Origin of the sequence: Hyphomonas atlantica corrig., assembly GCF_017795365.1 — a bacterium.
Classification (GTDB): domain Bacteria; phylum Pseudomonadota; class Alphaproteobacteria; order Caulobacterales; family Hyphomonadaceae; genus Hyphomonas; species Hyphomonas atlantica.
Genome location: NZ_CP051254.1, coordinates 1,260,682 through 1,272,660, shown reverse-complemented (window position 1 = coordinate 1,272,660; position 11,979 = coordinate 1,260,682). Strand labels below are relative to the sequence as shown.

Genomic DNA, 11,979 nt, shown 5'->3' with positions numbered 1-11,979 from the left:
ACGTGGAAACCGCCGGACTAACATTACCGGTGGACCACCCCTGTGGGGCAGAGCAACATCAGCAAATCAGGAAGACCATGTCTCCATGGCCTGCCACGCCGCTCGCCGGCTGCTTGAGATGAACGCGAATCTCGCCGGAATTCTTGGAATTGAAGCCCTCTGCGCAGCGCAGGGCATAGAGTTGCGGGCACCACTCAGAACAAGCACTCCGCTTGCAGACGCAATTGAGATTATTCGCCTACGGAGCCAGCCCATCGATGAAGACAGGATGGTCAGCCAGGATATTGAAGCCACCGCCGATCTCGTTCTGAACAGCGCGGCACTGAGCGAGGTTGCCTGTCGCACATCCCAAATCGACATCCTGTCATGAACCCGGTTACCATTTTTCAGGGCAATGGTCCGATCGTGCTCGGGCAACCCCATTCGGGAACCTTCGTGCCCGAAGACATACTTGCGCGTCTGAACGAGACCGGACGCCGGCTGATTGACACCGATTGGCACGTACCTCGCCTGTATGACGGCCTCATTGCTGACGTCACAATCGTCCGCGCCAATTTCAGCCGCTATGTCATCGATGCCAACCGCCCTCCCGATGGAGCAGTGCTCTACCCTGGACAAAACGGGACCGAACTTGTGCCAACGCGCACCTTTGACGGAGCACCGATCTGGCACTCACCGCCGACGCCAAACGAAATCGCGGATCGGCTGACCACTTACCACGGCGCGTATCACAATGCACTGATGGCGGAGATCACGAGGGTGAAAGAGATCCATGGAATAGCAATCCTCTATGACTGCCACTCCATCCGTTCCGAGATACCGTTTCTCTTCGACAATCGACTGCCGGATCTAAACATCGGAACCTTCAATGGGACGACCTGCGCCCGCGAGCTCACGGATGCGGTGACATCCGTGTGTTCCGATAACCCCCACTTTTCCTTCGTTGTAAACGGACGCTTCAAGGGAGGGTGGACGACCCGCCACTATGGCCGGCCGCACGAAGGCGTCCATGCGATCCAGATGGAACTGGCCCAGCGGACCTACCTGGCCGCCGAAATCCCCCCGTTTGAATATTCAGAATCCCGCGCAGCACCGCTTCGCACTCTGCTCAGGGACATCCTGGCGGCTGTTGGCGAAACCGCTGCCTACAATCTCATACCGGAGACGAGAAATTGACGACGAGCCTAAAGAACCGACGCGACATCAAAAGCCCGATCGGCCCTGACCTCAACTGCCTGTCGTGGACCACGGAAGCACCCTTCAGAATGCTCCACAACAATCTCGACCGGGAGGTCGCAGAGAACCCTGATGAACTCGTCGTCTACGGTGGAATTGGACGTGCCGCGCGGACCTGGAGTGATTTCGATCAGATCGCCGCTTCGCTGAAGACTCTCACTGAAAGTGAGACCCTTCTGGTCCAGTCCGGAAAGCCCGTCGGTATTTTCCGGACGCATCCCGACGCACCGCGCGTTCTGATCGCAAACTCCAATCTGGTTCCGCATTGGGCCAACTGGGAGCACTTCAATGAGCTCGATAAGAAGGGTCTCATGATGTACGGTCAAATGACGGCCGGCTCATGGATCTATATCGGCACTCAGGGCATCGTTCAGGGCACATACGAAACATTTGTCGAGGCGGGCCGGCAGCACTATGGCGGCAACCTCAAAGGAAAATGGATCCTGACCGGTGGGCTTGGCGGGATGGGAGGCGCGCAGCCTCTTGCAGCGGTGATGGCCGGCGCGTGCTGCCTTGCTGTCGAATGCAATCCGGAAAGTATCGATTTTCGTTTGCGGACCAAATATCTGGACGAGCGCACCGATAGCCTCGACGAAGCCCTGGCCCTGATTGAAAAGTGGACAAAGGCAGGTGAGGCAAAGTCCGTAGGGCTTTGCGGAAATGCCGCCGAGATATTTCCGGAGCTCGTGCGACGGGGTGTCCGGCCGGACCTGGTTACGGACCAGACCTCCGCACATGACCCGATCAATGGATACCTCCCGATCGGATGGACGCTTTCAGAGTGGAAGCAAAAGCGGGCGTCCGACCCGAAAGCTGTCGAAAAAGCCGCGTGCGCCTCGATGAAGATTCAGGTTCAGGCGATGCTCGACTTCTGGAATGCAGGAATTCCGACACTCGACTATGGAAATAACATCCGGCAGGTTGCCTACAATGGAGGCCTTGAGAAGGCCTTCGATTTCCCAGGCTTCGTACCGGCATATATCCGCCCGCTGTTTTGCAGAGGTATCGGCCCGTTCCGCTGGGTTGCTCTCTCAGGTGATCCGGAGGACATCTACAAAACTGACCAGAAGGTGAAGGAACTCCTCCCTGATGATGATCACCTGCACCGCTGGCTCGATATGGCGCGCGAGCGGATTTCCTTTCAGGGGCTTCCGGCGCGCATCTGCTGGGTTGGTCTGGGCGACCGCCATCGCCTCGGACTTGCTTTCAACGAAATGGTCGCAACAGGCGAGCTGTCTGCACCCGTTGTGATCGGGCGCGATCATCTCGACAGCGGCTCAGTGGCAAGCCCGAACCGCGAAACTGAAGCGATGAAGGATGGCTCAAGTGCCGTGTCTGACTGGCCGCTGCTCAACGCGCTGCTGAACACCGCGTCCGGAGCAACCTGGGTCAGCCTGCATCATGGTGGCGGGGTCGGTATGGGTTATTCCCAGCATGCCGGAATGGTCATTGTCGCGGATGGAACCGAAGACGCGGCACGTCGCATTGAGCGCGTTCTCTGGAACGATCCCGCTTCCGGGGTCATGCGCCATGCAGACGCCGGTTATGAGGATGCACTGCAATGCGCCCGTAAGAACGGCCTGCGGTTGCCGGGAATCCTGAAGTGATGGGATAATTGCTGCCGGCTCCCAAAGAACCGGTCAGCAAATCCATGGGCAATTTCGCGCACACACCGTCGACAAGGGGATTGGCCGCTTGTCAGCGGCGCGCGCCCTGCAGCGGACCCGCGATGGTTCCAGCCTACCGACCTGAGGCCAACCGCCTCAGCCCGGCGCCCCAGAGCAATCCACAGCCAGACGATTGAATTGACATACAGGCGCCCACCCGGAATTTTGAATTATTCCGCCAGGTCCGGCATTCATCAGATGACTGATGGCTTAGGTGCGGGAATAGCTCTGGGCATCACCTAAACATCGGCAACCCCGCGGTGACTGCATCATGCGCCGCCGTGCCTGGACACCGCGCGTCTGCTGTTCATCAGGAACCCTATCACGATCACTGCAAGCGTCAGGGTCTGTGCGATAAGGCCCTCCCAGCTGCCATACAGCCCGAGAAGCTCGATCCGCGGCACACCAGATACCGGGTGAATGTTCAGGAGGCCTGCTTCTTGCAATGCCGCAACCCCCTTGCCCGCAAGAACCACGGCAAGCCCTGCGATCAGGATCGCACTATAGGAAAAGAACTGTGAGAGCGGCAGGCGCTTGCTATAATTCAACAATGCCCAACCGATCAGCGACAAAGTGAGAATGGCTGCAGCGGCGCCGGTAAGAATTGCCATGTGCGCCCCCTGGCTCCACAACGCAACATAAAAGAGAATTGTTTCGAACACTTCCCGATATACGACAACAAACGCCAGCGAAAACAGGAACCAGGCGGAGCGTTTGGACAGCGCGGAAGACAGTTTCTCGTGTATGTAAGCCTGCCAGGCCTGCGACTGCCCCTTCCCATGCATCCAGATTCCCACCGAGATCAGGACGATAGCAGCAAGCAGCGATCCGATCCCCTCTGTCACCTCGCGACTTGCACCACTGACAGTAATCAGGCTCGTCGCAGCTGCCCAGGTCAGGACACCAGCCGCGAGGGCCGAGATCCACCCACCATGAACGTAAGGGAGAACATCCGGCCGGTCCGCCTTACGCAGGAAGGCAATCATCGCGACGACGATGAGCAACGCCTCCAGCCCTTCCCGCAAGAGAATCATGAACGCGCCGGCGAAACTTGAAACCCGACTGCCTTGCTGCGGCGTCAATATGCGCTCGGCGGCATCAAACAGCAGACCGATGCGGTCCGCCTGTGCGCGGACTTCTGACACCGGTTCGCGCGCAGCGATGCTGGCCCGCAACCCGCCCATGGCTTCCTCAATTCGCGCCAGCAAGGCCCGGTCGCGTGTGGCTAGGATCGGCTCGACAGGTTCCACACCGTCAAGATAGGCGGCGAGAGCAAGATCCCTTGCGCCATTCAGGTCACCAGCCTCATATCTGGCGAGGCTCTGGGCCAGTTTTTCCCGCGCGATACTGAGTGTCATGCGACTTTGAATAACCGCCTCGGGATGGCGTCGGAGATAGGCAACCAGCCGCGTTGCATCTTCCTCGCCAATTCGGGCCGTCAGCGCGTCCGGGGTAGTTTGAACAAGGTCCTCCAGACGCGGGATCATCGACCGGACGTCTTGCCGGTCACTCCATAGCCGCTCGCCTTGTTCTGCAGCGGTGGTATCGAACGCAAAACCTCCGACATAGAAAGCAAGCGCCCAGCGATCATCCGACGACAGATGGGCGTAACTCCCCATGGATGTTCCATCGAGCCCCTGGCCGATCACCTGATAGAGACCAAACAGGCTACGCTGGCGGGCACGCGCCATGTCTGCAAAGGCGATCGGAGCCGGATCCAGGCCCTGAGACCCCGGACCGTCACCAAGTCCGGTTGCACCGTGGCAAGCTGCGCAATTCTCGGCATAGAGCGAAGCGCCGAGCGCTAAATCTGGCGGACGCGTCGGAGCAAGCGGCACCGGATAAGCAGCCAGCAGATCGGTTGCCAGTTGATGGGCCCGGCCCGCGACCTCTGTTGCAAGCGCCTTGCGGTCGATCGCCTCAATCAACCCGTCAGCCTGCACGATCAGATCCGTTTGCCCGGGTGTGGGAGGCAGTTCCGTCAGAAGGGTCCTGACAGACACCGAAAATTCCTGCATCTCGGCGTACTCTGCAGGGTCTACCACTGCACCGTCCACGACCGCGCTCGGATAGTCGACCGCAAGATAATCAAGAAGCCTCCAGGCGACTTCTCCAGACGGGGGCTCCGGCTCCGCATGGCTCACAGCGCAAAACATTGCGGCAGCGCAGGTAAGCATGACCGCGACAAGCCGAAAAGGCATCAACATTGGCAATTGCCCCAACTCTCTGCAAATGAGTATCAATCGCTCCACTGGGGTGCAAGTGCGTTGTGCATCTTGAACCAGCCCGAAAAGGCGCATGACGGTCGGACCAAAATCCGGGTCAGCACCAATCGAAGCCGACTCTCACTCAATTACCGGACTGGTTTTCCCACGGCAGACCAAAAAGTGGCGCACAGAATTCGCCGGCATGGGAAAAGCACTGGGCGGGGGGGCCGGTTGGGTACTTCTGATGTGGTCTCCGCGAGCAGGACGACTCGTGAATCAATGGGCAGCAGATCACTCCATGACCCTGGCGGATGGCGTCGGCTTACTCGCACTCGACATGTATGAGCACGCCTATCACATGGACTATGGTGCAAAGGCTGGTTCCTATGTCGATGCATTCATGAATGCCATCGACTGGACGAATGCCGACGCGGGTTTCAGCAGGTTCACTTAAACCGACCGGTGCAATCTGATTGCCGTTTTCCACACGCCGTGCCAAATCGGGGAGGCGGGCCAACGCGGGCGCCCGTAGGAGACGGCTTTCCCGTCCAAGTCCTGCTTCGTTAAGTCGCCGCTCGTGCGGCGAATGCGGAGTCCGTTGTGCAGGACATTGATGAAAATAACTCCCCTTCTCTTCCGAAGCCAACGCTAAAGGAACTTACCTCAGCGAGCTTTCGGGTTGGATGCCTCGGCTTCGGCGGACCTGCAGGTCAAATTGCGCTCATGCACCGCATATTCGTCGACGAAAAGAAATGGGTCGATGAGGACAGATATGCGCACGCCCTAAATTACTGCATGCTGTTGCCCGGCCCTGAAGCTCAACAGCTCGCCACTTATGTCGGTTGGCTGCTCCACGGCGTTCGAGGCGGCATTATCGCAGGCACGCTCTTTATCGTGCCGGGCGCATTGGTGGTGTTCCTGTTGTCCTGGATTTACATGGCCGCCGGACACCTCCCACTTGTGTCCGCCGCCTTCTTTGGCGTGAAGGCCGCTGTCTTCGCTCTGGTGGCAGAAGCGATGATCCGCATTGGAAAGCGGGCTCTGAAAGGGCATCACGCAGTGCTGATCGCTATCTTATCGTTCGTAGCACTCTTTTTCTGGAGTGCGCCCTTCCCGCTCGTGATTCTTGTCGCTGGGCTGATTGGAGTTGTGCTAAGCAAATTTGGTCCAAGCCCCGTTACTCAAGAGGTGGCTGACGCGGCTCAATCACCATCTCTTGCAAAGACCCTCGCAACTGCAGCGATTTGGGGAACAGCATGGTTCGCACCTGTCATCGGTGCATTCGTCGCTCTTGGTCCGGATCATCCCTTGGCGCGTGTGGGCCGGCTGTTTTCGACACTCGCAGTCGTTACATTCGGCGGCGCCTACGCGACGCTTGCCTACCTGAAACAGCAAGCCGTCGAGGTGGAAGGCTGGCTCACAACCAACCAGATGCTTGATGGACTCGGCCTGGCAGAGACGACGCCTGGTCCGCTCGTGCTCGTAAATGAATATGTCGGCTTCGTTGCAGGCTGGTCGAGCGGCGGATTCTGGCTTGCTTCCCTCTGCGCGCTGATGGCAGCCTGGTGCACGTTTGCTCCCTCTTTTGTCTGGATATTCGCAGGCGCTCCATTGGCCGAGCGGTTGAGACGCCTTCCGGCGGCCAACGCAGCCCTCAAGGCAGTCACTGCCGCTGTGCTGGGCGTCATTGCAAATCTGGCGCTGTGGTTCGCGATGCACCTGATGTTTCGAACGATTCAAACATTGGAGCTTCCGGGAAAAGGCGAGCTACCGCTTCCCGACCCACAGACATTGGATTGGAAGGCAGCCCTGCTTTGTGTCAGCGCGTGTGTTGCAGTTTTTCGATTCCAAACGGGAGTGCTGACCCTCATTATCGGCTCGGCCGTCTGCGGTGTCGCATTGACGCTCATATTCGCTTGTACGTAGATCACATTCGGCGCCTGAGCTGGTGCAAGTTTTCCGGGCGATGCCTTCCGACAGCATTCGCGGGAGCGGTGCTGGAAAAGAACTTGAGACTGGGCAGCGCTGTGGCCACCAAAAACATCTGCGTACGATCATGGCCCATGTTTCACGCCACACGAATCCAATGACACAATGAGCACGCAATGAGGCAGCCAAATCACCTGGATGGGCCAAACGCACCTTCTCTACATCTTGGTAGCGCATTGCAGCTGAATGGATATTTCACAGAATTTCACTGCACACGGAGCGCACACGAAAGCCTGTAAGTATTTGTTATATATACCTTTTTCTTCCGGTCCATCATGGGCGCAGTGGAAAATATTCGATTTAATACATTGTTTTTATTCAATTTATTTTCTTTGACTTTGAGCTTCAAGCCCTTGTGTGCAGGGTCGAATTTCCTAGTGCCCTGATTTTACTTCGTATTTCCGCATGCCTGTTCCCAGGAATTGCACACGCGAGCCATAATCCTCTGTTTTAAAGGCTTTTTCTATCCAGTCACGCTTAGGGCCGACTATAGTGATCTCTCTTCAGTTCCGTGAATATCCGACTCTTATCCTTTAATAAGCCTCATCGCTTATTAAAGGATAGCCTGTTCGACGCGAGCAGAGAACAGCTTGGCGTGGTCGTCGATTTATTTGCTCGAATCGACCGAAATCTCGTAGGTAATTTCGTTGAGAAGTGCACTATGCGCGTGGCGGTAAAGATCGGGCCAATGCGTTACCAACACCATATCAGGACATTGTGACAGCGCATTCCTCACCCGCATGACGTTGGTCGTATGTGCGGCCTTGATATCAAAAAGGATTACCCCGACAGGTCGGCCTCGCAGCTCCAGCATGACCAGCTCCATCACCAATGTAAAGAACGTCAAAGTCGGGGTAAAGCCGTTCTATAGGTTTGGGTTTGCGCATCGACCATCATCCAGTTCGGAAGATTTGAGCAGGGGCTTTGAAAATACTCAGTAATCCGTTTTTTATTGCAGGATCAGCAGGCTTTTCGTTCATTGGAATTTTGGAACTAATCCTGTTCGCACAGGCAGGTTTTGATCTCGAAAACATGAAGGCTATGAGTCCAGCTTCCACGATCAGCCTATGCACGGGTGCGCTAACTGCTGCTGCCCTGTCTGGAATTTATGCGCAATTCAAATCTTCCGAGAACGCAGCGAAGGAGCGCGCAATAAATACATCCCTCAACCTGGATGCGCTACACGGTGACTTCAATACGAGTGAGATGCGCACGGTTAGAAAGGATGCCTACAAGCTCTTGCGACAGCTCAAGTATAGTGAGCAAGATCGTCAGAATTTCATAAAGTGCTGGTTTCAGGACGACCGGGAAATCACCGTTAAGGATCCCGCTACCAATAAAACATTTGATGATTACTCGAACGCGATTTCAGTAATCCTGGCTTTTTATGTGAGACTGGAAACACGTCTGCGTCTGGCAGATCAGCCATCAAATAGTAACTGGCCAAAAGATTGTTCCAACTACATCGGACAGTTCTTCTGGGATCACTGGCGCGACAGCGGGGTTTTGGAGCTGATAGCCGCCAGCAAAGAAGGAGGCATTCGAAAGATCGATGAGTTTGAAATTGTTCCCTATTATGTCGAACCTTTAGAGGCATTAAACAAAAGGTACCTGGCTGGGCTCGGAGTGCAGCCAAAGAGGTTAAAGCCCAAGGAAGAAAAACGCGCCAAAAAGCAAGAAGATAAGCCTGAATGAGTGCTTCAATGGGCCTGCATCCCATTAAATCACCACTGGATTTTAGCGTCACCCTTGGGCCACCGATGTAGCGCAGACCATAAAAAACGCCCGGTCCTGCGACCGGGCGTTTCCAAGTAGATAATAGGTCTGCTCTAGAAAGACATCCTGACACCAGCGAGGAATGAGCGACCAAAGCCCTCAACTTCATAAACGCGTGAGGTGTTGCCATTGTAGCGGCGACCATACTCATCAGTCAGATTGTTCGCATCGAGGAAGTAGGTGATATTCTCATTCTGAGCGTAGCGGAACGAGAAGTCCAAAGATGGACGCTCATCCCAGAACCGGTCAAGGCGCTCATCGCCGAGATCAACCGCATTAAGCCACGGTGAGCGATACTGGTAGGTCAAGCGAGTTGAGACGCCATACTTCTCGAAGAAGACAGAAACGTTGTACGTCTCGTCCGACGCACCTGACAGACCCGACTCACGCGAGTTGCCATCAACATCTGCAGGTGTTTGCGCAGAATCTTCAGACTGGGTGTAGTTGATCGAGGTTCCGAACCCATCAAATGGTTCTGGCAAGAAGCCGAATTGCTGTGAGTAGTTAAACTCGAAACCTTTGATCTCACCATCAGACCCGTTCAAAGGACCAGACAGACGAACATCATTGCTCGGGTAGCCAAATGGCGCACCTGCAACCGTCTGCGTCGTGGTGAAGATGGGGTCATCAATATCCTTCAAGAATACACCAAAGCTCACAATACCGCGATGCGGCAGGTAGTATTCTGCATATGCATCGATGGATTTGGCGCGATATGGTTCCAGATTCGGATTGCCACCAGAAATGAACACTGTGCCGCCGGCGTCTTCGTCAGAGTCTTCACCGATCACACGATTTGGAGCGACTTCATCATAGCCGGGCCGCTGGATGCTCTCAGTATAGGCCAGACGGAAGACGAAGTCTTCGGTGGGGCGATAGTTGAAGTGCAGAGACGGAAAGAAGTCGAGATAATCATCTGACGCTGTGACCTGATCAACCAATCCCGTTGCGTAGATTTCGTCCAGGGTAAAGCCGCGGTTTGAGCCAGCTTCAAGGAAGTCTTCCAGATCCCCTTCATTCTCTTCACGCAAGAGATTGCCGGTGGCATCCCATTCGGTCTGCTCGAGGCGTCCGCCTACGAGGATATCGAACTTGTCGAAACGGAAGGTGTTCATGACATATGCGGCGAAAACATTCTCATCTACATCATAGTAGTTTTCCCAGATATTGCCCTGGGTCAGGATGAGATTGTTCGCCTCAGCAGCAGAGAACACTGCACCACGGAGGACGTCTGAGCGGCCCTGGCTAAATTCGAACATGGCAGGCTGAGGGAACTCAGCGCGCGACAGATTTGGCGACAGGATATTCATATAGCTCGTATCGATGTAGTCATTGATATCATCAGTGACTTCAAGATCTGTATCCTCGAGCGTGGCATTGGCCATGGAGAATTTGGCGCCAAACTTGAGATCAGACGAAATGCCGAATGGTGCCCACGGATACTCAATATCGATTTGACCAAAATACTCGTCGACTTGTCCAAGTGTGTCGGACATTTCGAGGTTTTCGAACGTGAATGCAGAGACAGGCGGTCCTGGCAGACGCTGGCCAAGTGCATAGCCATCCGGATTGTCTGTGGTCGCAACTGACGGATCCACAATAGTTTCATAAACATTTACGATCGGCGCATCTGGATTGGTATAGTCATAAGTAACCGAAATCCCGTCGTCGCTATTGTTGATGTCATACTCCCAATAGGCGCTGTCCGGATCACGCTCGGATTTCGACTGGTTGACCCCGGCACTCCATTCCAGATTGAAGGCCCCAAAGTCACTTTCACCACCAAATTGTGTCGTGAAAATCGATTCAATGTCTTCGCGGATGTTGAATGTCGCATCGAGTTCGACACCGTAAATAGTGCCCTGGATGGGCGTATTGCCAATGGCAGCAGCCTCATCGCTGCCAATTTCCCCAAACTGCGCATCATCAAAGTCATAGACGTGCTGATCACGGGTCTCGAAGTCGGAGAAAGAGGAATAAATCGTATTCCAGAAGAAGGTGTGGTCGTCATTCGGGCGGAAATCTAAACGCAGATTGCCTGATGTATTCTGGCGCTCGAGGCGATACAAACGATAATCTGCCTGGCGAGAAAAGATGGTGCCATCTACGTCGGTGTAACGATTCTCGGTGTTGTCTGTCACTTTGTTGTCGTGAAAGAAACTTCCTGAAGCGAGAACGCCAAGTTTGCCGTCCAGGAAGATATTTGAAACCGTCAGCTGACCGTTGAACACTTCGCCACCGCCCAATTGCTTCATGCCAAGGCCCAACTCGGCGTCGACAGAGAGGCCTTTCTTGTCGAAAGCACCTGCAGTCTCGATATTGATGTAGCCACCAATCGAGTCTGCCGGCAGGTCCGGCGTGATCGCTTTGACGACCTCAATCGATCCAATCACATCATTGGGGATCGTATCAAAGCGAGCGAGACGGCCGCCCTGGGAAGGTGTTGGCGCAGATACGCCATTAAAAGCGATGGTAGAGAATTCTGCCGGCGCGCCACGTACGTTAACGTAACGGGCCTGGCCCTGGTCGCGCTCAATCGAGATGCCTGGGACACGGCCCAGAGCGTCGGCGGCGTTACGATCCGGGAAACGACCGATGGAGTCGGATGCGACGATGTTTGACACATTGTCAGCATTCTTCTGACGCGACAGAGCCGCTGCTTCGGAGTCAGCGATCGGTGTGCCGACAACCGTGACAGTGTCCTGGACCAGATCCGAGCCGACGCGGGCAAGGCTCACAGCGATGGTTTCTGTCTGCCCCGCAGCGATTGTGACGGTCTCAGTCACCTGGTTGCGACCGACATAGTTGATGACAACGTTATAAGTACCGGCAGGCACACGACGAAGCGTGAAACGGCCTTCTGAATCAGTTTCCGTTGTCAGGTTGAGTTCTGGAATTTCAACCGATGCACCGCGCAGATTGGTGCCTTGCGCGGCGTCTGATACCACTCCACCCAGTCGACCGATTTCTTCGGATTGTGCCGCCGCAGGGACGGTAAAGGCTGAGATGGAACCGATTGCGATACCACTGAGCATGAGGCTCCGGGCGGCGGTTGCAAGCGTTGCTTTTCTGAGTAACGAGTTCATGAACTTTCCCTCTTGAGG

At 55.4% G+C, this 11,979-nt stretch carries 8 protein-coding genes and 1 pseudogene; 6 read left to right on the top strand and 3 right to left on the bottom strand.

Translation table 11 applies throughout. The annotated features are described in order from the left end of the window. Nucleotides 1-22: 22 nt before the first annotated feature. The 3 genes from HF931_RS06375 to hutU are packed head-to-tail and all read left to right on the top strand — an operon-like array spanning nucleotide 23 to nucleotide 2,843. Nucleotides 23-370 (top strand): aromatic amino acid lyase, encoded by a 348-nt coding sequence (locus HF931_RS06375; RefSeq protein ID WP_337957161.1) that lies wholly within the window; start codon nucleotides 23-25, stop codon nucleotides 368-370. Beyond that, nucleotides 367-1,176, top strand: a complete 810-nt coding sequence (gene hutG / locus HF931_RS06370) for an N-formylglutamate deformylase (RefSeq protein ID WP_273242543.1) — start codon at nucleotides 367-369, stop codon at nucleotides 1,174-1,176. Before HF931_RS06375 ends, hutG begins: the two co-directional genes overlap by 4 nt. Beyond that, the gene (gene hutU, locus HF931_RS06365; protein ID WP_112062523.1) at nucleotides 1,173-2,843 is read left to right on the top strand and encodes a urocanate hydratase; all 1,671 of its coding nucleotides are present in this window, start codon (nucleotides 1,173-1,175) and stop codon (nucleotides 2,841-2,843) included. Before hutG ends, hutU begins: the two co-directional genes overlap by 4 nt. A 329-nt stretch (nucleotides 2,844-3,172) precedes the next feature. Here hutU and HF931_RS06360 read toward each other — a convergent pair whose 3' ends face one another. Further along, nucleotides 3,173-5,110: a cytochrome c/FTR1 family iron permease gene (locus HF931_RS06360; protein WP_112062522.1), complete on the bottom strand. Its 1,938-nt coding sequence runs from the start codon at nucleotides 5,108-5,110 to the stop codon at nucleotides 3,173-3,175. 175 nt (nucleotides 5,111-5,285) lie between these two features. Here HF931_RS06360 and HF931_RS06355 point away from each other — a divergent pair. Further along, nucleotides 5,286-5,564: pseudogene (locus HF931_RS06355) on the top strand (Fe-Mn family superoxide dismutase); the annotation flags it as partial. A 146-nt stretch (nucleotides 5,565-5,710) separates the two neighbouring features. Further along, entirely contained in the window at nucleotides 5,711-7,036 is a 1,326-nt protein-coding gene (chrA, locus tag HF931_RS06350; RefSeq protein ID WP_273242537.1) for a chromate efflux transporter, read from the top strand. A 670-nt stretch (nucleotides 7,037-7,706) separates the two neighbouring features. Here chrA and HF931_RS06345 read toward each other — a convergent pair. Beyond that, complete coding sequence (locus HF931_RS06345; protein WP_273242535.1) at nucleotides 7,707-7,913, bottom strand: hypothetical protein; 207 nt, start codon at nucleotides 7,911-7,913, stop codon at nucleotides 7,707-7,709. Between the two features lie 110 nt (nucleotides 7,914-8,023). Between HF931_RS06345 and HF931_RS06340 the strand changes: the two genes are divergently transcribed. Further along, nucleotides 8,024-8,794, top strand: coding sequence for a hypothetical protein (locus HF931_RS06340; RefSeq protein ID WP_273242533.1), 771 nt, complete (start codon nucleotides 8,024-8,026; stop codon nucleotides 8,792-8,794). A 134-nt stretch (nucleotides 8,795-8,928) separates the two neighbouring features. On the opposite strand, the gene HF931_RS06335 is transcribed toward HF931_RS06340, so the two are convergent. Next, on the bottom strand, nucleotides 8,929-11,961 hold the full coding sequence (locus tag HF931_RS06335; protein ID WP_273242531.1) for a TonB-dependent receptor: 3,033 nt from the start codon (nucleotides 11,959-11,961) through the stop codon (nucleotides 8,929-8,931). Nucleotides 11,962-11,979 lie beyond the last annotated feature (18 nt).

Bases quoted from the DNA above. Each gene is read 5' to 3' on its own strand.
- hutG (WP_273242543.1), top strand. From the start codon at position 367: ATGAACCCGGTTACCATTTTTCAGGGCAATGGTCCGATCGTGCTCGGG.
- HF931_RS06345 (WP_273242535.1), bottom strand. From the start codon at position 7,913: ATGCTGGAGCTGCGAGGCCGACCTGTCGGGGTAATCCTTTTTGATATC.
- HF931_RS06335 (WP_273242531.1), bottom strand. From the start codon at position 11,961: ATGAACTCGTTACTCAGAAAAGCAACGCTTGCAACCGCCGCCCGGAGC.
- HF931_RS06360 (WP_112062522.1), bottom strand. From the start codon at position 5,110: ATGTTGATGCCTTTTCGGCTTGTCGCGGTCATGCTTACCTGCGCTGCC.